This window comes from Sphingopyxis sp. LC81, assembly GCF_000756375.1.
Lineage (GTDB): Bacteria > Pseudomonadota > Alphaproteobacteria > Sphingomonadales > Sphingomonadaceae > Sphingopyxis.
In genome coordinates, this window is the sequence record NZ_JNFD01000047.1 from 132,326 (window position 1) to 151,572 (window position 19,247).

The window sequence follows — 19,247 nt, forward strand, 5'->3', positions numbered from 1 at the left end:
GGGGCCAGTCTTGCAATGCAAGGGGTGACCCAAAAAAGGCCGCGCAATAGCATGGATGTCGGCAACCCTGACGCTCTGATCCTGCCGGTTCCGCCGGAACCCTTTGCCCTGATCGTCGGCGCGGCGATGCAGGGCGGTTCGAGCGAGGCCGTCGAAGCCGCGCTGCGCCGCATGGGGCTGCGGCCCGAACGGGTCGACGGCGACGGCGACGATGTTGCCGCGCGTGTTGCGGCGCCGCGTTTTCGTCTGAGGTTCGGGGCGGTGTCGGTTCTGGCCGGCCCCGCCGCCGATGCCGCGCTGGACCTCGCCGATCCCGACCATCCGTCGACCAGCCTGCTTGCGGCGAGCTTGCCACGACGATGGCGCGAGAGCGGGGCGTGCTGGGTCTTTATCCCCGAGCGTGACCCCAGGCGCGATGGGTCGCCGGGCCCCTCGACCGAGCAGCCGACGCGGATGCGTGAATTTTTCAAGATGATGGTGCTGCTGATCGACCTGTTCGATGCCAGCCATATCTTCTGGTCGCCGGCACGGCTGTGGTCGGATGCCCCGCAATTTCGCGCTTCGATTGCCGAGATGCTGGCCAGCGGAATGCCGCCGGTGCTTCACCTCGTCGCGTTCCGGCGCCGCGAGAATGGCGTCGATGCCAGCATGGGAACACGGGGGCTGGTGGTGTTTGCGGGGCAGGAACTGGAAGCGCGGATTCCCGTCGGCTGGACGGTCGCCGAAATGGTCCGGCGGCTGTCGCGGCTTGCGCTCGACATGATGCTCAACGGCCCGGTCCGCCATGCGCGGACGATGCGCGGGCTGGAGGCGGGCGAATGGATCGACCTGTCGCCGGGCGCGAGCAGCGGAAACCAGCGGTCGACGGTGGTTGTCGAGTTCGGCCGCGACGCTTGAGACCGCCGCGGGGATGGCAGGGCGCACCGCCGCCGCGAACCGGGTTCCAGCGCCATCACCTCATCCCCATCATCCTGGTCCAGCGCCCGCAAATGGCGGCGATGTTCGAGCAACTTTATCGCGAGGGCTTCGCGCTCCAGCATTTCGGTCGCAACGGGTTAATGCTCCCCGCGTGCGAGCCGGCGGCGCTGCGGTCGGGCCATGCGCTGCACCGCGGGCCGCACCATGGCTATAGCGATGTCGTCGCGGCGCGGGTCGAAGGGATCAGAGCGCATTTCGCGCTTCACGCGCCCGCCGACCTGCGCGCCGCGCGGCGCACCGCGGTCATGCGACTGCGTCTGTTGCAGGACACCACGCGCCGCGCCCTGACCGACCGGCACGGCGCGGGCTTCTGGCTCAACCGGCGCGACCCGATGCGGTTGTTCGTTGACCGCCCGTTTCTCGATGAGGCGATCGACAGGCTGTTCGGGGGTTTATAGGCGGACCTTCGCTTCGAGTTCGCGGCGCGCGGCGAGATATTGCGCTTCGAGTTCGGCGACAAATTCGGCGACCGGGCGCACCGCGGTGACCGGGCCGATGCCCTGGCCCGAACCCCAGATATCCTTCCACGCCTTGACCTTGGTGTTGCCGCCCGAGCCGAAATTCATCGTCTTGAGATCGCCTTCGGGGAGGTTTTCAGGGTCCATGCCCGCAGCGACGATCGACTGGCGGAGATAATTGCCGTGAACGCCGGTGAAGAGGTTCGAATAGACGATGTCGCCCGCGCGCCCTTCGACGATGCCGTTCTTGTAGCTTTCCTCGGCATTGGCTTCGGCGGTCGCGATGAAGGCGCTGCCGATATAGGCGAGGTCGGCGCCGCATGCTTGCGCGGCGAGGATCGAGCGGCCGTGGCCGATGGCGCCCGACAAGGCTACGGGTCCGTCGAACCATTCGCGGATTTCCTGCACCAGCGCGAAGGGCGACTGGCGGCCGGCATGACCGCCCGCGCCCGCGGCGACGGGGATGAGGCCGTCGGCGCCCTTTTCGATCGCCTTGCGCGCGAACCGGTCGTCGATGATGTCGTGCAGCGTGATGCCGCCCCAGCCATGAACCGCCTGATTGAGCTCCTCGCGCGCGCCGAGCGAGGTGATCGTGATCGGCACTTTCCATTTCTCGCACGTCGCGATGTCGTCGAGCAGCCGGTCGTTCGATTTATGGACGATCTGGTTGACCGCGTAAGGCGCCGAGAGCCGGTCGGGATTGTCGCGGTCCCACGCGGCGAGTTCCTCGGTGATCTGGTGCAACCATTCATCGAGCAAAGACTGCGGGCGCGCGTTGAGTGCCGGGAAGCTGCCGACGACACCCGCCTTGCACTGCGCGATGACAAGTTCGGGTCCCGACACGATGAACAACGGCGAGCCGATAACGGGCAAGCGCAGGCGGTCGAAAATCGGGGGAAGGGCCATGAATCACTCTCCGGTTGCAGTTTGAAACTAACCTTAACGTAAACGGAAAGCTGTGCAAGCGGGTATCGGGCAGGGCGGGTGGCGGGTGATCGCCGCGTCGGCGGACGCGGATCACTGAATTTATGCCCTCGTAAACGTGCAAAACAAAAAAATTACGCTTTTGCGACACGGTCTTATCGGTTCGTCGCACCGTGCATACGACGACCTGCGCAACTTTCGACTTCACCGCGAGTAATCTTGTCCCAGAACGGACCACGCGAATACGCGGGCCCATCTGCGCGGGCGGCAGTTTTGAAGGAGAAGTATATGGGCGCCGTTTCCAAGAGTCCGAAAATGTTTTTGATGCTGGCCTTGCTGGCGGGCACTGCAACGAGCAGTCTCGCTGCCCAAGAGCAGGCCCCGAACGATGGCGAAGTCATGGCGACCGTTGTCGGCACGCTGCCTTCGCCCGACCAGATGACCAAGGGTCCCAAGGTCGAGGGCATCATCGCCGCGCGCACCGATGGCCGGATCAAGGTCGCGACCGCCGATGGCAACAGCACGACCGTGGCGATCGCCGACTATACGAAGATCAAGAGCAGTGGCGGGTTCCTTGGGCTCGATCGCGACAAGCTTGGCTCAGCTCAACTGCTCAACGGCCTGCCCGTCACCATCGACACGTTGCAGTGGGATGGCGGACTGGTGGCAAGCCAGGTCCAACTCAAGAGCAAGGATCTGCGCACTGCATCGATGATCCACACCGGCACCGACCAGCGCTTTGCCGAACAGACGGCGGCGACCGAGGCGCTGCGCAGCCGCGTGGGCGATATCGACCAGTATAATGTCAAAGGCACGACGAACGTGAACTTCGACACCGGCAAGGCGGTGCTGTCCGAGCAGGCGAAGGCCGATCTCTGCAGCGCGGCGTCGCAGGCCGATGGGATGGACAACGCCCTGCTGTTGGTCGTCGGCTACACCGATTCGACGGGCAGCCAGGAACTCAATCAGGTGCTCAGCGAAAAGCGCGCCAGCCGCGTCGTCAATCATCTTCAGCAGGCGTGCGGCTGGAAGCCCTATCGTATGCTGACCCCCACCGGGATGGCCGAAGCCGACCCGGCGGCGGACAACACGACGCCCGAAGGCAAGGCCCAGAATCGCCGCGTTGCGGTGAATATTCTGGTCAGCAAGGGCCTCGACGGTATGTAAGATGCGCGGGGTGGGCGGCGCCCACCCCGTACATTTCCGGCCGGAAGCGGTCGTGACGCAACGAAGGGCGGCCGTTGGGCCGCCCTTCGTTGTTTGGGGGTTGGTCAGGCTGCGACCGGGCGGCGGCTGGCCTTCACGGCGAGTGTGCCGAACAGGATCGCAGCGAGAAGGAGTGCGCCCTGTGCCGCGACGAAGGGGCCTTCGGTTCCGTTCGGGGCGAGCGCATTGAGCGCGGGGACCTTCAGAAACGACTGCACCACCAGCACGAAGAGGTTGAGGTAGAGCGCGGCAGTGGCGCTGATCGCATAGACCGTCGCTGCGCGGCCGGCGAGCTTGCGGCCGTACCAGGCCCAGAAGGCGACCGCGAGCACCAGCGTCGAGACGATCCCCGTGCCGAGCGCCGGGGTGAAGGCGACGATCGGGAAGAGGAAGCCGGTGAGGCTGGTGAGCAAGGTCGTCCAGAGAAACACGCCGTTCGTGCGGGGCAGGATGTGGCCGCGGGCGAAGGCGGGAAGTGCGATGAGACCGGCGCCGATGCCGACGAAGCTGATCGCAACGTGCAGCGCGGTGAACTGCGGGATGGTCAAACCGAGGATCATTGTCTTTACTCCCTGTTGGGGGCGACGACGGGTCGTCGCCCCGCATATCCGGATCAGCTGTTGATGAAGTCGAGGAGGTCGGCGTTGAACCGGTCCTGATGGGTGACGGTGAGGCCGTGGTCGGCGCCTTCGTAGACCTTGAGCACCGCCTGCTTGACGATCTTGACCGTTGAGAGCGCCGAAGCGCCGATCGGCACGATCTGGTCGTCGTCGCCGTGGAGGACGAGCGTCGGCTTGTCGAACTTCTTGAGGTCTTCGTTGAAGTCGCTTTCCGAAAAGGCGCGGATGCTGTCGAGCAGGCCCTTGAGGCCGCCGTTCATGCCCTGCCGCACAAAGTCGTCGCGCACCGCTTCGGAGACGACCGCGCCGTCGCGGTTATAGCCGTAGAAGGGCAAAGTCAGATCCTTGAAGAACTGCGGACGATTGTCGAACGTGCCCTTGCGGATGCCGTCGAAGACGTCGATCGGCAGGCCGCCGGGGTTGGCTTCAGTCTTAAGCATCAGCGGAGGGACCGCGCCGATTAGCGCGACCCTGGCGACGCGGGCGGTGCCGTGGCGGCCGATATAGCGGGTAACTTCGCCGCCGCCGGTCGAGTGGCCGACGAGGATCACGTCCTTGAGGTCCAACTGTTCGATCAGTTCGGCGAGGTCGTCGGCGTACTGGTCCATGTTATTATTGTCCCAGACCTGATCCGAGCGGCCATGGCTGCGGCGGTCGTGGGCGATGGTGCGGAAGCCCTGATTGGCGAAGAAGACCATCTGGGCGTCCCAGGCGTCGGCGCTGAGCGGCCAGCCGTGCGAGAAGACGATTGGCTGGGCGTCCTTCGGACCCCAGTCCTTGAAGAAGATGTTCGTACCGTCCTTGGTGGTGATGGTGGTCATGTCGTGGTTCCTTTCGTTTCGAGAAGGGCGGGTTTCCGTCCCGGTGATCTGGAGATAGGCCGAACCGAGCTTGCGCGGGATTGGCGGATACGACATTATGCGGTCCGATTCCGACAAAGGAGCCGATATGCCCAAGCTGAAGGTGCCGGACGCGACGACCGTGCCGCTGATCGAGGTCGGGATGATGACCTATCCCGACTGTCAGATGGGGATGGTATATGGGATCACCGACCTGTTCGACGTCGCGGGGCGCTTTGCGGTGGATCACGGCCGCAGCCCGATCCGTGTCAGCCATTGGCGGTTGCAGGAAGCGGGAGGCTTCGCGCGCTGGTACGACAGCCATCCCGATGAGGCGGCGGGCAATTCGCCCGCGGTGCTGATCGCGCCGGGCAGCTTGCATAAGCTGCTCGAACCGGGCGAGGTCGAGCCCTATGCGCGCTGGCTGCTCGACCGGCATGCGCAGGGCGCGGTGCTCGCGTCGAATTGTGGCGGGGCGTTTGCGCTGGCGGCGACGGGATTGCTCGCGGGGCGGCCGGCGACGACGCACTGGTTTTTCGCCGAGGAGTTCCGCAGCCGCTTTCCCGACGTGCGGATGGAGGCCGACCGCATGGTGATCGACGATGGCGACATCGTCACCGCGGGCGGGCTGATGGCGTGGACCGATCTGGGGCTGCGCATCGTCGAACGCTTGCTGGGGCCGACGGTGATGATGGAGACCGCGCGCTTCCTGCTGATTGACCCGTCGGGGCGCGAGCAGAAAAATTATGCGAGCTTTGCGCCGAAGCTGACGCACGGTGACGAGGCGATCCTGCGCGTCCAGCATTGGTTGCAGGCGCGGGGGGCTGGGCCGGTCGCGGTCGCAGAGATGGCGGGCGAGGCCGGGATGGAAGAGCGCACCTTTCAGCGCCGCTTCAAGGCCGCCACCGGCATGACTCCGGTCGAATATGTCCAGCATCTGCGTGTCGGCAAGGCGCGCGAATTGCTGGAATTCACCAAGCGCACGGTCGACCAGATCGCGTGGGCCGTGGGGTATGAGGATGCGGCGGCGTTCCGGAAACTGTTCCACCGCCTGATCGGCCTGTCGCCGCACGAATATCGGCAGCGTTTTTCGACACCGCAGTCGCTGGCGGAGGTCGCCTGAATTTTTTTCCTGGCTTGTGTCGATTTGGCGGCGGCTCGTTCGTCGTGTTGGCAGGAGCCGCTGTTGGCCCGATCAAAGAGGAGATGGACGATGCGTGTAATGGTCTTTGTCAAAGCGACCGAGGATAGCGAAAAGGGCCTGCCGCCGACCGAGGACATGACCGAAATGTTCGAGGCGATGGGCAAGTTTAACGAGGAACTGGTGAACGCCGGTGTGATGGTCGACGGCGATGGGTTGAAACCCTCGTCGGCGGGCAAGCGCATTGCGTTCGACGGCGCGAGCCGGACGGTGATCGACGGCCCCTTTGCCGAGACGCGCGAACTTGTCGCGGGCTATTGGGTCTGGGAGGTCAAGGATATGGATGAGGCGGTCGCGTGGGCGAAGCGTTGCCCGAACCCGATGCCCGGACCGAGCGAACTCGAAATCCGCCCCTTCTACGAGATGGAGGATTTCGGCGACGCGATGACGCCCGAACTTGCCGAGCAGGAACAGAAGCTGCGCGAGAAGCTCAGCAGCGAATAATCGATGCCGGTCGCCATGCTTGCCTCTCCTGCTTCATTGTTCGAGAAGGCAGGCATGGCGGCCAATGAGACCCACCGTGCGATCGAAGCGGTGTTCCGGATCGAGCGGGCGCGGCTCATCGCCGCGCTCGCCCGGATGACGCGCGACGTCGACCGCGCCGAGGAGCTGGCGCAGGAGGCGCTGCTGATCGCGCTGACCGAATGGCCGAAGTCGGGGGTGCCCGATAATCCGGGCGCCTGGCTGACCGCGGCGGCGAAACGGCGGGTGATCGACGGTGCCCGGCACCACGCGATGCGGGAGCGGAAACATGCCGAAATCGCCCGCGAACTCGATGAGGAGCGCGATATGAGCGTGGAGGCTGTCGAGGCGGCGCTCGACGATCCGCTCGGCGACGAACTGCTCGGGCTGATCTTCGCCGCCTGCCATCCGGTAATTTCGCCCGAGGCGCGCGCTGCGCTGACGCTGCGACTGGTCGGCGGGTTGACGGTCGAGGAGATCGCACGGGCTTTCCTGTCGAACGACGCCGCGATCGCAGCGCGGATCACGCGCGCCAAAAAGGCGATTGCCAAGGCGGGGGTCCAGTTCGAGGTTCCGCGCGGTGCCGAGCTTCAGGCGCGGTTGGGATCGGTGCTTGAGGTCGTCTATCTGATCTTCAACGAAGGCTATGCGGCCACCACGGGCCCCTCTCTCGTTCGTCCGCCGCTGTGCGGTGAAGCGCAGCGATTAGGGCGCATTCTCGCCGGGTTGATGCCCGAACAGCCTGAGGTGCTGGGGTTGCTCGCGCTAATGGAAATTCAGGCGTCGCGGTTGACGGCGCGGGCGGGATCCGATGGGCGGTTTGTGCCGCTGACCGAACAGAATCGGGCGCGCTGGGATCAGTTGCTGATCCGCCGCGGGCTCAATGCGCTCGATCGGGTTGAGGCATTGGACGGGGCTGATGGGCCTTATGCGCTGCAGGCTGCGCTGGCGGCGTGCCATGCCCGGGCGCGGACGGCGGAGGCAACCGACTGGCAGCGTATCGCGGGCCTTTACGACCGGCTGGGACAGGTAATGCCGTCGCCGGTGGTCGAGCTCAATCGCGCGGTCGCGCACAGCATGGCGTTCGGTCCCGAAGCCGGACTGCGGCTGGTCGACACGATCGCCGATGCGGCGGCGCTGCGCAATTATGCGCCGCTGCCTGCCGCGCGCGGCGATTTCCTGTTCCGCGCCGGGCGGCCGGGCGAAGCACGGGCACAGTTTGAGGCAGCGGCAGCGCTCTCGAGCAACGAGCGCGAGCGCGACTTTCTGCTGGCGCGCGCCGCAGCATGCACCGAATGACGCCGGTTCGTCTGGAGACGACCGGGACCGAAGCGCAGCCGCTCGTCATCCTCGATGATTTCGCGCCCGAACCGGCAATGGCCGAGCTGTTCGGGCTGGGTTTACGGGGTTGCTGCTGCTGCGGCGGCGTTGGGCTAATATCCTCCTTGTGAGCCCGGCGGGCGGTAGAAGCGGTGGCGGGTGACCGCGCCGTCGATGATGTGACCGCGCAGACGCAGGCGCATTTCCTCGGCGCCGGTGGCGGTGGTGCAGACGAGGCGGGTGCCGCCCGATTGCAGCGGTTCGATCGCGCTGATGCTGACGCCCTGCGACAGGCAGATTTGCTTCACCTCGCTCTCGGGGAGCGTCAGGTTCATCGCGCGGCTCATTCGAAGCCCGGATCGCGCGCGGGGCCCGCGTCGGGTGCCCAGGCGCGGATCGCGGCGGCGACCTGTTCGTAGCCGGTGTCGCTGGCGGTCGCGACGGCGAGCGGGCGGCCGCCGAGTTCGGCGTTTTCGGTGTTGAGGAAGGCGATCGCGGGATCGCGGCCGCCCATCGTCAGGAAAGCGAGCTGGCTGATATCGCCCTGTCGCCGCGCATCGTCGCGGGGCAGCGGGGTACGCTTTTGGCGGAAGAAGCTGTTCGACCGCGTCTTGGCGGGGGCCGCGGCTTCGTCGGTGACGGTCGGGTCGGCGGGGCTCGTTTCGGGATTCATAATGCGCGGCTCCTCCTTGTAAGCGGGAGCGCGCATGTCTCTCAGTCGCGGCGGCCTACGAAGAACGCGTGCCGCGATCATATACATATGGGGACGGCATAAGGCCATTGTAAGGCGCCGCCGGGGAGTGGCTCCCGGCGGCGCGCTTTGGCCTAGACGATCTCATCGGCGAGCGGGCGGACGGCGCGCGGGCGGCGATCGGGGCCGACCGCGACGAAGATGAAGACCGCCTGTGTGACCTTGTTGTCCTCGTCGGCATGGCGATCGCGCGCCCAGGCCTCGACCTCGACGTGCATCGAGGTGCGGCCCACTTTGACGAGGCGCCCGAATACCGACACCTCGTCGCCGACGAAGACGGGGCGGTGGAAGGACATGCCTTCCACCGAGATCGTCACCGCGCGGCCGCGCGCGTGGCGCGAGGCCACCGACGAGGCCGCAAGGTCCATCTGTGCCATCAGCCAGCCGCCGAAAATGTCGCCATAGACGTTGGCGTTGGCGGGCATCGCGGTGACGCGGACGGCGGGCTGGCCGTCGGGCATTATGGCCTCAGCTGGCATCATAGGCCTCCTTGATCCGCGCTTTCGAGCGCATCGCCTGCGCTGCGGCGACCATTGCAACGAGGGCGGGGCGCACCTCGTCCCATTTGCGCGTCTTGAGCCCGCAATCGGGGTTCACCCAGATCTGCCGCGGCGGGACATGCTTGCCCGCGAGCGTCAGGAGGTCGGTCATCTCGCGCTCCGCCGGGATGCGCGGGCTGTGGATGTCGTAGACGCCCGGGCCGACCTCGTTCGGATAGGCATAGCTGGCGAAGGCGTCGAGCAGCTCCATCTGCGATCTTGCGGTCTCGATCGAGATGACGTCGGCGTCCATCGTGCCGATCGCGCGGATGATGTCGTTGAACTCTGAATAGCACATATGCGTGTGGATCTGGGTGTCGTCGGCGACGCCCGACGATGTGATGCGAAAGCTCTCGACCGCCCAGTCGAGGTAATGCTGCCACTCCGAGCGGCGGAGCGGGAGGCCTTCGCGCAAGGCAGCCTCGTCGATCTGGATGATCGCGGCGCCGGCGGCTTCCAGGTCCTGCACCTCGTCGCGGATTGCGAGCGCGATCTGGCGGCAGCTTGTCTCGCGCGGCTGGTCGTCGCGGACGAAGGACCAGTTGAGGATCGTGACGGGGCCAGTGAGCATGCCCTTCATCGGGCGGTCTGTCTGGTCCTGTGCGTAGCGCCACCAGCCGACGGTCATCGGTGCGGGGCGCGAGACGTCCCCGTAGAGGATCGGCGGACGGACGCAGCGCGAGCCATAGCTTTGCACCCAGCCGGCGCGGGTGAAGGCGAAGCCGGCGAGCTGTTCGCCGAAATATTGCACCATGTCGTTGCGCTCGAACTCGCCGTGGACGAGGACGTCGAGGCCGATTTCCTCCTGCCATTTGACCGCGGCGCGCGTTTCGACGCGGAGATAGCGGTCGTAGGCGGCGTCGTCGATCTCGCCTTTGATATGCGCGGCGCGCGCCTTGCGGACCTCGGGGGTCTGCGGGAAGCTGCCGATCGTCGTGGTGGGGTAGGCAGGGAGGGAGAGACGCTTTTGCTGAGCATCGCGGCGCGCGGTGAAGGGGGAGGCACGGCGGGTTGCGGCTTCGTCCAGGGCGGCGAGCCGGGCGGCGATCGCGGGGTCGTGGATTTTCGGCGAGGTCTGGCGTGCGACCGCGGCGATGCGCGAGGCCGAGAAGGCGGCGAAGCTCGCGTCCTCGCCTTCGTTCAGCGCCTTGGCGAGCGCTGCGAGTTCTTCGATCTTCTGCACCGCGAAGCTCAGCCACTGCGCGATTTCGGGGTCGAGCGAGGTTTCGAGCGCGAGGTCGACGGGGGTGTGGAGAAGCGAACAGCTGGGCGCGATGATGAGGTCGCGTTTGCCCGCCAGCTCCTTGAAGCGCCAGTAGAGGTCGGGGAGGTTGGCGCGCCAGATGTTGCGGCCGTCGATGACGCCGAGCGAGAGCAGGACGTGCGGCTGGAGCTTCGCGAGCGCAGGTTCGAGCTGGCCCGGCGCGCGGACGAGGTCGAGGTGGAGGCCGTGGACGGGGAGGTCGGCGACGAGATCGAGATTGTCGCCGAGGCCGCCGAAGTAGGTGGTGAGCATGAGTTTGGGGCCGCGGGTGGCAAGGCGGGCGTAGGCGCGCTCGAAGGCGGTGCGTTGCTCGGCGCTGAGGTCGAGGACGAGACACGGCTCGTCGATCTGGATCCATTCGGCGCCGGCCTGGGCGAGACGGGCGAGGATTTCGGCGTAGGTGTCGAGGAGCTGCGGCAAGAGCGCGAGCGGCTCGACCGCCTTACCCTTGGCGAGCATCAGGTAGGAGACGGGGCCGAGGAGGACGGGGCGCGTCGGGTAACCCAGCGCTTTCGCTTCCTCAAATTCGTCGAAGATCTTGGTCGAGGCGATCTGGAAGGTCTGACCCGCGGTGAGTTCGGGGACCATGAAATGATAGTTGGTGTCGAACCATTTGGTCATTTCCTGCGCGGTGGTGTTATGGCTGTGGCCGCAGGCGGCGGGGCCTTGCGCGCCGCGGGCCATGGCGAAATAGAGGTCGGGGTCGACGCTCTCGCCGCTCCAGTCATAGCGCGGCGGGATCGCGCCGATCAGCGCGCTGGTGTCGAGCACATGGTCGTAGAGCGAGAAGTCGTTCGAGGGCAGGATGTCGGCGCCGAGCGCTTTCTGGCGCGCCCAGCCGAGGGCGCGGAGGCCCGCGGCGGCGGTCTGTAATTCCGTGAGGGTGGTCTTGCCCGCCCAATAGCTTTCGAGCGCGAATTTGAGCTCGCGGCGGAGGCCGATGCGGGGGAAGCCGAGGGTGGCGACGCTGACAGTCATTTCTTCAAGCACCTTGCAAGGGGCAAGGCGCCGGGCAGACGCGTACGCACGGGACTGTGCGCCCGCAAAGCAAGGGTCGGGCGCAGCCATGCATGCGGCCTGACCGGACACCCCGCCGGAGGACGTATCTGACGAGGCAGGTCTCCTGGCTCACGGATCGACGCAGCGGTCTGGCCTTCCCGGTCCCTTGCCGGACCAGTGACACGTATCGACCGCCGCTCACCGCTTACAGTTGCGGGGGCAGCGCCGGTTTTGCACCGGCTTCCCGTCTTAGCTCCGTGCCGTGCAAACGGTGCGGAGAACCTCGACAGCTTGAAACATAGCGCAACGACGGGATCTGTCAACGCACATATAAAGAATTCTTTATATCGCATTTCCGGGGCACGGACCGGGAGGCGCCCCGGCCCGGCGCGCGATGCCATCGTCAAGTCGTTTGTCGATTCGAAATGGCGACCCGTCGAACGGACTACTGATGATACTGGGTAGTATGACAATGATATGGCGTATATTTTCGAGGTCGTGTGCCGCCCTTCGTGGTGCCGTCCATATGTCCGTGTGACGCAGGAGACGCATCGCCGACCCAAAATCTTCGCCCCCGGCGGTGGTCACGGCTGAACAGGCCGACGGGACTGCCCCCTTCGTTTCCCCCACCGAAGGCTCTCCCCCAATGAAGCTCCCCCAGCAATACCCCAGCGGCTCCAACGACGGCGAATGCGACTGTCTGCCGCGTCCAGAAATACAAGCCGACAGGCCCGCACTGACGACCTTTGTCCTGCGATACCAGGATGCCTGGTTCGGAATGGAAAAGCGCGTCGCGTTCGAGGCCGAGGATGTCGCGGCGGCGCTCGTGATGATGGAGCGCGAGCCGATTGGCGCATGGGCCGAGCTCACGAGCGAAGGCGAAATGATCTGCCGCCGCGGCTATGAGCCCGGCGGCGCGGCCGACTATTGGGTCGTCGACTGAGGCGCAGGGCGAGCCGCTCGCCGACGCCACCTCAGCCGCGCCCGCGGAGCCGCCGGACGAGCCGGAAGGCGCCATAAGCGAGCAGGCCGACAATCGAGCCGTATATCAGCACCCCGATCGCCACCGTCTGCAGGTCGCGCCAGACGGGCGGCAGCGCGCGCGACGGGGCATTCAAAGCACTATAGACGATAAGCGCCACGCCGAGCCCGAGCCATTGCCGCGCGCTGAGCGCAAAGCCGCGCGCGATCTTTTCGTCGCGGGTGAGCGCGCGCACCGGGGTGTGATGCGCGACCGTTTCCCACACCCGATATTTGAATCGGGCGCGGATGATGCGCTGCGCGATCGCGGTGAACCACCAGCCGAACATCGAGAGCAACGCGAGCCCCATGAACAGCGGCGCCTTATATTTGACGCCGAGGGTGCCGAACAGGATCAGCAGCACGACCGACGCCCAGACCGAAAGCCCGAAGCGGCGAGCGTGCCGGTGGGCGAGCGCGGCATAGTCGCACCAGAACCCGACCGCTTCGTCCTCGGACACCACCCGTCCTTCGCCGCCCGGCGCGGTCGAGAAGATGAGGTGTCCGCTCTGGGCGCGAAAACAGGCGGTGAAGCCTTGCAATTCGCGTTCGAGGGATGGGTTTGGCGCGGCCATGACCGGTTCCTATCCGTCCGGGGGTAACGATCTGCCTAACATGGTCACGCACTGGCCTGTCCGGCGTGCGGCGGCGAGGGCGCGCGGCTTAGCCGCTGGCCTGCTTGCGCCGGTTCGCGCCCGCGGGTTCGGGATCGTTGGCGGGGGCGGGGAAGGCGAAGAAGGCGCGGCGGGCGGCTTCGCCGGCGATGCGCAGGGGTTCGAAAGCTTCGGCGCGGGCGCTTTCCCAGGCGTCTTCTTCGGTCGCGTCGAGCGTGCGTTCATAGTCGGCGTCGCCGAACACGCCAACCTCGATGCCGACATAATCGTCGGGCGGCGGGAAGTTGGTGCGCCATTCATTGCGTTCCTCGTCGTGCCAGACGGTCATTTCGGCGGCCTCTTCCTCGGGGGTCGGTTCGGCATCGGGGGCTTCGTCGGAAATGGCGGAAATCTGGGCAACTTCATTCGCGATTGCGGTGCCGCGCCACAGGGTGGCGAGCGGGTTGGCGCGGTTGTCGTGCGTGGCGAGCCAGAGGGCGAGGGCGGACGCCATTCCGTCCTTCTGCCCCTCGGCGTCGGTGTTTTCCGCCCCGGCGCCGCCCGGCGTCACAGCTTCGGCTGCGTCGAAGAGCGAGAGGAAGCCCGGCCAGTCGCCGGCGATGATCTGCGCGAGCATCTCCTCGCCGGCCCATCCTCCTTTTTGGGAGGCGCGCGTTTCGACCATCTTGTCGAGCCGCGCGAGCATCGCGAGGCCGAGGCGCGAGTCGATGCGGCGGCGCTTGGCGTAGCTGCGGCCCTCCTCGCGCTGGATCTCGGCGGTTTCGTCATGCCCCCAGATCGCGCGGTCGAGCAGCTCGTCGACGAGCCGCCCGCGCGCGATCAGCAGCGCCGCGGCGCAGCCGAGCTTGAACGCCGCCCCCTCGGGCCGCTGCTTCAGCTGATAGACGGCGGACGGCGACATGCCGACCTTGGCCGCCGAAATCTTCACCGACCCGTTGGTGGCGAAGGCTTCGAGAAAGTCGCGCTGGAGCCGCGGCGTCCAGTGATAGCTGCCGGGGGCGGGGATGGTGGCGGGATTATGCGCGGCGTCGTCCATCGATTCGTCCTTTCGGTTAGATGAAACCGATAGAATGAACCATATGGGTGAAATGTAGGAAAGGGCTTTTCGAGTTGGCGCTCGTCTGACCTTTAGCTGGGTGGGTCAAGCAATGAAGGCCCCGCATCGGGTTGGTCAGTAGGCGGGGAATTATCGACAAGATGAAGCTGTGGCCATTTGTCCCTGAGCCCCCCATAGAGGCATTGCTCTCCCCAAAGGGAAAAGGGATGATTTCCATCGCCGACATCACATTCGCATCGATGGGGGGCAGGAGGTCCGAAGTGCTCCGCTAATGCAAGCCCCGCATTCGTACGGCAATTGGCGCGCGCGTTTCGCCCGTCGACAGTCACGTTGAGCGCGACGTCCACGTGCGCGGCGTCTCCCTCGCCATCTGCTGTAAAAATTATAAAGAAGCCTTCGCCAGCTTTCGGCAACGCCACATATGGCGCCGTTCGAAATCCGCAATAATATCGGCGACTAGGTCCGGTGGGTTGCTGCTTCCGTTCGTTCTGAATAGCGGCGATCCCGCAGCCGATTCTGTGCACGTCGTCGGGAGTTGGCGCTAACCTTCGTAGTACTGCAGACTCGCGATAAACTCCTTCCGGCGATTTTCCGTCAAAACGCCACAAGTATTCATCAACGTGTATTTCATCCTGAAACGCACGGTCAAATATAATGCAGCGAGAAATCTCGTCAGCGTCCGTAATTTCTACAGCCATGCTTAGCGAAAATCGGCCAATTTGAAAGAGCCAAGCTTGATGGAATCGGCCATACGAATGGCCTTTTTATTTCGCCGTACGACGTAACCGACTTCTCCATCAGTAACCGTTATCGCGTATGTCGTGTCCCCCAGTGCCCAAAGCATGACAATTGCATCTCCCCCATGCCAAGAAAGCGACGGGGGTGCTAGATTTCGACATCGAAGTTGCCCAACTACAGCTAACGCTGAGTTTATCGCTCCTTCCTCTATGGCGCTATCTTCATCGTCTGAAGATCCCAGGAGCGATAGCTGATCTTCAATTTTTTTATAGTGCTCCGCGACCGATGCAAAGAGGCTGTGCGAGGAGTTCGTCCCGGACGCTTCAGGGACCTTCGGGAAACGCATATACACTAACGGGCTCACGTTTTCGAACGAAGTAGCGCTTTCTTCGATCATCCTTCGATGGGTCGCGAAGCTCCCAGAAAAAGTACTGACATTGGACGAAGTTGTCCGGTAAGCCTTGTCCGACCAAATATCGCTTCGGCCGGGATCTATTTCGGACGAGCTACTTGATGTTTTCCACGGCGTAATAACGAACGGGGCGCTACTGGTATTCATGATAAAAACCTATTCACACCAGCATCGGCGATGGCCAGCGCTTCCGCTACCAAATCATCTATAGCTTGATCTATCGCATCAAACGGGAGAGGTACTTGCGGGGCGCTGTTAACGTCGATCCTAAAGCCCACATATGGCGTCATAACCATAGCCTGAGGTTGAGCGTCAGGGCCTTGTATAAAGCCAACTTGACCTGCATTCCACGCGCAAAGACGATTCATCTCGAAATCGGAAGAGAACTCAAAATTCTTCCTCGAGTTGAATTGTAAGCTTACGTCAATAGCGTTGTTAGGGAATGGGAAGTCGGGAACGCATTTCAATATCTCTGCCGCCTCGGCGCCAGCCTCTACCGTTTTGGCAAGGTCGAGAACTACTGCAGCGCGGAACACTTTCGAGCGGCCAGCTATTCTCTTTACGAGCTCCGACACTTTAGCTGCGCCACCGGCAATATCTGCAATTCGAGGTGGCCCGACCAAGTCAGACGCCCCTTCTGGCGGAGATTGAACGACGGAAATGTCAATGCGTCCGACCTGTGCTTTGATTATGGTCAGCAGCCCATCTCGATCACCCTGAGCAGTTGATAAAAGAGATGGTGAAGATACGGCGCGTTGAAAACCATCCGGTGCATCATCCGGGAAAAGTGAACCCCAAAGTTGGAGTGCATCTTCCTGATGCTGCCCCGTCGCAACAAACAGCACGCCTTGAATGCTGTCGGCTTCAAATTTCATTCGGATTCCCATCCTGCACGACTATCAAAACTTCCCTGTCAAAATGCTATGTAACCACGGATCGCTGAGAAGCAATGAAATGAATGCCCATTAGATAGGGTCTGAAGGCGATTAGGCCCCATTTCCCGCCGACAAGATCGCCCGCACACTCGCCGTCGCGACGTCGGTATCGAGTCCGCAGCCGAACAGGCTCTTCCCGTCCGCGGTGCGGCACTCCACATAGGCCGCGGCCTGCACATTGCTGCCCTGGCCGATCGCGTGTTCGCTATAGTCGACGATGTCCATGATCGGGCCGCCTGACTCCGCAAGCGCGGCGATGACGCTGCTCATCAGGCCGTTGCCGCGGCCGCTGACGCTGCGCGGGGTGCCGTCGATGGTGAGCTTGCCGGCGAAGATGCGGTCGGTGCCCGCGTGGCTCTCCGACCAGTCGACGAGCTGGAAGCGCTTGCCCTCGGTGACCAGATAGGCGTGGTCGAAGGCGCCCCAGATGTCCTCGGCGCCGAGTTCGCGGCTTGTCTCGTCGGCCAAGGCCTGCACGACGTGGCTGAAGCTCGCCTGCATTTTCTTGGGCAGTTTCAGGCCCTTGTCCTGTTCGAGCACCCACGCGACGCCGCCCTTGCCCGACTGGCTGTTGACGCGGATCACCGCTTCATAGCTGCGGCCGAGGTCGGCGGGGTCGATGGGGAGGTAGGGGACTTCCCAGCGCTCGTCATTCTGGCGCTCGCGCGCGGCGAAGCCCTTCTTGATCGCGTCCTGATGGCTGCCCGAGAACGCCGTGTAGACGAGCTCGCCGCCATAGGGGTGGCGCGGGTGCACCGGCAGGCGGTTGCAATATTCGACCGTCTGGATGACCTCGTCGATGTTCGAGAAGTCGAGCTGCGGGTCGACGCCCTGCGTGTACATGTTGAGCGCGATGGTGACGAGGCAGGTGTTGCCGGTGCGCTCGCCATTGCCGAACAGGCAGCCCTCGACGCGGTCGGCGCCCGCGAGCAGGCCGAGTTCGGCCGCCGCGACGCCGGTGCCGCGGTCGTTGTGCGTGTGCAGGCTGATGATCGCCTTGTCGCGGCCGGGCAGATTCTTGCCGAAATATTCGATCTGGTCGGCGTAGATGTTCGGGGTCGCCGCCTCGACCGTCGCGGGGAGGTTGAGGATGATCGGGTTGTCGGTGGTGGGTTGCAGGATGTCCATCACCGCGGCGCACACCTCGATGCTGAAATCGATCTCGGTCGTCGAGAAGCATTCGGGGCTGTACTGGAAACGCCAGTTGGTCTGCGGCAGGCGCGCGGCATTGTCGCGGAGCTGCTTCGCGCCGTCGATCGCGATCTGCTTGATGTCGGCCTGATCCATGCCGAACACGATCTTGCGCCAGGCGGGGGCGACGGCGTTGTAGACGTGGACGATCGCGGTCTTGGCGCCCGCGAGGCTGTCGAAGCTGGTGCGGATGAGGTCGGCGCGCGACTGGGTCAGCACTTGTGGTGTCACATCGTCGGGGATGCGGCCCGATTTGACGAGGCCCGAGATGAAGTCGAACTCGGTCGCGCCGGCGCTGGGGAAGCCGACTTCGATCTCTTTCAGGCCGATGCGGACGAGCAGGTCGAAGAAGCGCGCCTTTTTCTCGGCATCCATCGGGTCGATCAGCGCCTGATTGCCGTCGCGCATGTCGGTGGAGAGCCAGATCGGCGCCTTGGTGGTGACGCGGCCGGGCCATTCGCGGTTGCTCAAGGGAACCTGCGGAAAGGCGCTGTACTTGACCGAGGGGTCGCGGAGCATGGTCATGGTGTTAAAACTTCTTCTGGTGGTTGCGATGCTGTGTCGATCGGACCCTTGAGCGGGTGGCCGCGACTAGCGCGCAGCCAGTGTCACGCCCAAGGGCGTGTAAGTCGCAGAAGAAGAAGGGCGTTGCCGCGCATGGGGAGGCTATTGGTTCAAAATGTCGCGTTTGGCAAGGGGGGAGTGTGAAAATTGCGTCGCGGGCGGGCTCAGCCTGTCACCCATTCGACCTTGGGATCGTTGAAATCGACGACGTCGGCGAGCTCGCGGACGTTGGGATAGCCGTAGCCGACGAGGTTGATGAAGGTCTGGATATTGAGCGCGAGCGCCGCCGATTTGAGCGGCACGGGGCTGCGGTGGTTCGAGAAATTATTGTTGCAATAGATGAGGATGGGACGGTCGGCGTTCGCGCCAACGACCGCGGCGAGGCTCTCGGCGGTGAAGTCGGTGAGCGGCAGGTTGACCGCGCCCTTGATGTGGCCGCGCGCGAAGGCGTCCTTCGAGCGCGCGTCGAGGAGCAGGGTGCCGGGCTTCGCGGCCTCGGCCTTGAACGCGTCGAAGGCGATGAGGCGCGTCGCACGCGCGGGGGCGACGCTGGCGGTCAGCGTCTGGAAGGCGGGATAGTCGATTTGCGGATTGGCCTGCGCCAGCGCGGGGGTGGCGGCGGTGAGGGCGAGAGCGAGAAGCAGCGTGCGCATGGTGATCCTCCCTTGAATAGGAGGAGGCTACGCCGTGCTTGCTGGCTCTGCGATGAACCGAAAATGTCGCCGGACCGCAAAGCGGCTTCGCGGTCCGGCGCAGTGCAGGGGGTGGTGGCGGGGCGGGATCAGGCGGCTTCGCTCGCGTCGTCGTCTTCGTCCCACGGTTCGAAAACCTCGTCCTCGATCAAATTGTCGACCGCGTGGATGCGTACGCCGATGCACCAGTCCAGCAGCGGGCCTTCCCATGCGGCCTCGACTTCGCTGAGGACTTCGGCGGCGTCCTTAGGGCGATCGCCGACGAGGTCGAAATCCTGCACGCCGTCGTCGGGCGGGGTGATGTAGACATGCGGGTCGAGCCGGATATTCGCCCAGCCCGCGGTGGGGGCGAGACCCTCGACCTCGACGACCAGCAGCGGATTTTCCTCGTCACCGTCGATCGAGGCGTTCACTTCGACAATTTCGCGTACCAGTTCGCTCATCACATGGCTCCTGTACGAAA

The 19,247-nt window shown here is 64.5% G+C and carries 20 protein-coding genes, 1 pseudogene and 1 riboswitch; of the genes and pseudogenes, 7 read left to right on the forward strand and 14 right to left on the reverse strand.

From position 1 onward, the window contains the following. Positions 1-51: 51 nt before the first annotated feature. Complete coding sequence (locus tag FG91_RS20350) at positions 52-897, forward strand: hypothetical protein (RefSeq protein ID WP_037518842.1); 846 nt, start codon at positions 52-54, stop codon at positions 895-897. Continuing rightward, positions 894-1,376 (forward strand): AHH domain-containing protein, encoded by a 483-nt coding sequence (locus tag FG91_RS20355; protein ID WP_235212119.1) that lies wholly within the window; start codon positions 894-896, stop codon positions 1,374-1,376. The genes FG91_RS20350 and FG91_RS20355 overlap by 4 nt, the downstream gene beginning before the upstream one ends. On the opposite strand, the gene FG91_RS20360 is transcribed toward FG91_RS20355, so the two are convergent. Beyond that, positions 1,371-2,342 carry an NAD(P)H-dependent flavin oxidoreductase gene (locus FG91_RS20360; RefSeq protein ID WP_037518844.1) on the reverse strand — a complete coding sequence of 324 codons (972 nt, stop codon included), beginning with the start codon at positions 2,340-2,342 and terminating at the stop codon, positions 1,371-1,373. The genes FG91_RS20355 and FG91_RS20360 overlap by 6 nt on opposite strands. Before the next feature lie 306 nt (positions 2,343-2,648). Here FG91_RS20360 and FG91_RS20365 point away from each other — a divergent pair, with 306 nt between their 5' ends. After that, positions 2,649-3,527: an OmpA family protein gene (locus FG91_RS20365; RefSeq protein ID WP_037518847.1), complete on the forward strand. Its 879-nt coding sequence runs from the start codon at positions 2,649-2,651 to the stop codon at positions 3,525-3,527. 104 nt (positions 3,528-3,631) lie between these two features. Here FG91_RS20365 and FG91_RS20370 read toward each other — a convergent pair whose 3' ends face one another. Both FG91_RS20370 and FG91_RS20375 read right to left on the reverse strand, forming a co-directional pair. Then, on the reverse strand, positions 3,632-4,126 hold the full coding sequence (locus FG91_RS20370; RefSeq protein ID WP_037518850.1) for a hypothetical protein: 495 nt from the start codon (positions 4,124-4,126) through the stop codon (positions 3,632-3,634). A gap of 53 nt (positions 4,127-4,179) precedes the next feature. Continuing rightward, positions 4,180-5,007 carry an alpha/beta fold hydrolase gene (locus FG91_RS20375; RefSeq protein WP_037519033.1) on the reverse strand — a complete coding sequence of 276 codons (828 nt, stop codon included), beginning with the start codon at positions 5,005-5,007 and terminating at the stop codon, positions 4,180-4,182. Between the two features lie 127 nt (positions 5,008-5,134). Here FG91_RS20375 and FG91_RS20380 point away from each other — a divergent pair, with 127 nt between their 5' ends. From FG91_RS20380 to FG91_RS20390, 3 genes and pseudogenes are all read left to right on the forward strand, one after another. Beyond that, on the forward strand, positions 5,135-6,148 hold the full coding sequence (locus FG91_RS20380; RefSeq protein ID WP_052188004.1) for a GlxA family transcriptional regulator: 1,014 nt from the start codon (positions 5,135-5,137) through the stop codon (positions 6,146-6,148). 90 nt (positions 6,149-6,238) lie between these two features. Further along, positions 6,239-6,589: pseudogene (locus tag FG91_RS20385) on the forward strand (YciI family protein); the annotation flags it as partial. A 135-nt stretch (positions 6,590-6,724) separates the two neighbouring features. Beyond that, on the forward strand, positions 6,725-7,987 hold the full coding sequence (locus FG91_RS20390; protein ID WP_037519037.1) for an RNA polymerase sigma factor: 1,263 nt from the start codon (positions 6,725-6,727) through the stop codon (positions 7,985-7,987). A gap of 134 nt (positions 7,988-8,121) precedes the next feature. Here the strand turns inward: FG91_RS20390 and FG91_RS20395 are convergent, their stop codons facing one another. From FG91_RS20395 to metE, 4 genes are all read right to left on the reverse strand, one after another. Further along, positions 8,122-8,343, reverse strand: coding sequence for a hypothetical protein (locus tag FG91_RS20395; RefSeq protein WP_235212120.1), 222 nt, complete (start codon positions 8,341-8,343; stop codon positions 8,122-8,124). A gap of 8 nt (positions 8,344-8,351) precedes the next feature. Next, a complete protein-coding gene (locus tag FG91_RS20400; protein ID WP_037518857.1) occupies positions 8,352-8,681 on the reverse strand; it encodes a DUF2384 domain-containing protein in 330 nt (109 codons plus the stop codon). A 152-nt stretch (positions 8,682-8,833) separates the two neighbouring features. Then, on the reverse strand, positions 8,834-9,238 hold the full coding sequence (locus FG91_RS20405; RefSeq protein WP_443027750.1) for an acyl-CoA thioesterase: 405 nt from the start codon (positions 9,236-9,238) through the stop codon (positions 8,834-8,836). Next, the gene (metE, locus tag FG91_RS20410) at positions 9,228-11,540 is read right to left on the reverse strand and encodes a 5-methyltetrahydropteroyltriglutamate--homocysteine S-methyltransferase (protein ID WP_037518861.1); all 2,313 of its coding nucleotides are present in this window, start codon (positions 11,538-11,540) and stop codon (positions 9,228-9,230) included. The genes FG91_RS20405 and metE overlap by 11 nt, the downstream gene beginning before the upstream one ends. A 118-nt stretch (positions 11,541-11,658) precedes the next feature. After that, a riboswitch (cobalamin riboswitch) is annotated at positions 11,659-11,862 on the reverse strand. A 477-nt stretch (positions 11,863-12,339) separates the two neighbouring features. Between metE and FG91_RS22105 the strand changes: the two genes are divergently transcribed. Then, on the forward strand, positions 12,340-12,504 hold the full coding sequence (locus FG91_RS22105) for a hypothetical protein (RefSeq protein ID WP_161785683.1): 165 nt from the start codon (positions 12,340-12,342) through the stop codon (positions 12,502-12,504). Between the two features lie 31 nt (positions 12,505-12,535). On the opposite strand, the gene FG91_RS20415 is transcribed toward FG91_RS22105, so the two are convergent. The 7 genes from FG91_RS20415 to FG91_RS21185 all read right to left on the reverse strand — a co-directional run bounded on the left by FG91_RS20415 (position 12,536) and on the right by FG91_RS21185 (position 19,227). Continuing rightward, positions 12,536-13,156, reverse strand: a complete 621-nt coding sequence (locus tag FG91_RS20415) for a hypothetical protein (RefSeq protein WP_037518863.1) — start codon at positions 13,154-13,156, stop codon at positions 12,536-12,538. Positions 13,157-13,244: 88 nt separating this feature from the next. Beyond that, entirely contained in the window at positions 13,245-14,231 is a 987-nt protein-coding gene (locus tag FG91_RS21180; RefSeq protein ID WP_052187979.1) for a hypothetical protein, read from the reverse strand. 721 nt (positions 14,232-14,952) lie between these two features. After that, the gene (locus FG91_RS21910) at positions 14,953-15,549 is read right to left on the reverse strand and encodes a hypothetical protein (protein WP_152568198.1); all 597 of its coding nucleotides are present in this window, start codon (positions 15,547-15,549) and stop codon (positions 14,953-14,955) included. Then, entirely contained in the window at positions 15,546-16,277 is a 732-nt protein-coding gene (locus FG91_RS21915) for a hypothetical protein (protein ID WP_152568199.1), read from the reverse strand. Before FG91_RS21915 ends, FG91_RS21910 begins: the two co-directional genes overlap by 4 nt. Positions 16,278-16,388: 111 nt before the next feature. Next, the gene (gene leuA / locus FG91_RS20430) at positions 16,389-18,053 is read right to left on the reverse strand and encodes a 2-isopropylmalate synthase (protein ID WP_037518869.1); all 1,665 of its coding nucleotides are present in this window, start codon (positions 18,051-18,053) and stop codon (positions 16,389-16,391) included. 203 nt (positions 18,054-18,256) lie between these two features. After that, on the reverse strand, positions 18,257-18,745 hold the full coding sequence (locus FG91_RS20435; protein ID WP_052187981.1) for a rhodanese-like domain-containing protein: 489 nt from the start codon (positions 18,743-18,745) through the stop codon (positions 18,257-18,259). Between the two features lie 128 nt (positions 18,746-18,873). Continuing rightward, entirely contained in the window at positions 18,874-19,227 is a 354-nt protein-coding gene (locus FG91_RS21185; RefSeq protein WP_052187983.1) for a hypothetical protein, read from the reverse strand. Positions 19,228-19,247: the final 20 nt, after the last annotated feature.

Coding starts and splice junctions, on each gene's coding strand:
- FG91_RS20350 (WP_037518842.1), top strand. CDS start 52: ATGGATGTCGGCAACCCTGACGCTCTGATCCTGCCGGTTCCGCCGGAA.
- FG91_RS20360 (WP_037518844.1), bottom strand. CDS start 2,342: ATGGCCCTTCCCCCGATTTTCGACCGCCTGCGCTTGCCCGTTATCGGC.
- FG91_RS20365 (WP_037518847.1), top strand. CDS start 2,649: ATGGGCGCCGTTTCCAAGAGTCCGAAAATGTTTTTGATGCTGGCCTTG.
- FG91_RS20370 (WP_037518850.1), bottom strand. CDS start 4,126: ATGATCCTCGGTTTGACCATCCCGCAGTTCACCGCGCTGCACGTTGCG.
- FG91_RS20375 (WP_037519033.1), bottom strand. CDS start 5,007: ATGACCACCATCACCACCAAGGACGGTACGAACATCTTCTTCAAGGAC.
- FG91_RS20380 (WP_052188004.1), top strand. CDS start 5,135: ATGCCCAAGCTGAAGGTGCCGGACGCGACGACCGTGCCGCTGATCGAG.
- FG91_RS20390 (WP_037519037.1), top strand. CDS start 6,725: ATGGCGGCCAATGAGACCCACCGTGCGATCGAAGCGGTGTTCCGGATC.
- FG91_RS20395 (WP_235212120.1), bottom strand. CDS start 8,343: ATGAACCTGACGCTCCCCGAGAGCGAGGTGAAGCAAATCTGCCTGTCG.
- FG91_RS20400 (WP_037518857.1), bottom strand. CDS start 8,681: ATGAATCCCGAAACGAGCCCCGCCGACCCGACCGTCACCGACGAAGCC.
- FG91_RS20405 (WP_443027750.1), bottom strand. CDS start 9,238: ATGCCAGCTGAGGCCATAATGCCCGACGGCCAGCCCGCCGTCCGCGTC.
- metE (WP_037518861.1), bottom strand. CDS start 11,540: ATGACTGTCAGCGTCGCCACCCTCGGCTTCCCCCGCATCGGCCTCCGC.
- FG91_RS22105 (WP_161785683.1), top strand. CDS start 12,340: ATGGAAAAGCGCGTCGCGTTCGAGGCCGAGGATGTCGCGGCGGCGCTC.
- FG91_RS20415 (WP_037518863.1), bottom strand. CDS start 13,156: ATGGCCGCGCCAAACCCATCCCTCGAACGCGAATTGCAAGGCTTCACC.
- FG91_RS21180 (WP_052187979.1), bottom strand. CDS start 14,231: ATGGACGACGCCGCGCATAATCCCGCCACCATCCCCGCCCCCGGCAGC.
- FG91_RS21910 (WP_152568198.1), bottom strand. CDS start 15,549: ATGAATACCAGTAGCGCCCCGTTCGTTATTACGCCGTGGAAAACATCA.
- FG91_RS21915 (WP_152568199.1), bottom strand. CDS start 16,277: ATGAAATTTGAAGCCGACAGCATTCAAGGCGTGCTGTTTGTTGCGACG.
- leuA (WP_037518869.1), bottom strand. CDS start 18,053: ATGACCATGCTCCGCGACCCCTCGGTCAAGTACAGCGCCTTTCCGCAG.
- FG91_RS20435 (WP_052187981.1), bottom strand. CDS start 18,745: ATGCGCACGCTGCTTCTCGCTCTCGCCCTCACCGCCGCCACCCCCGCG.
- FG91_RS21185 (WP_052187983.1), bottom strand. CDS start 19,227: ATGAGCGAACTGGTACGCGAAATTGTCGAAGTGAACGCCTCGATCGAC.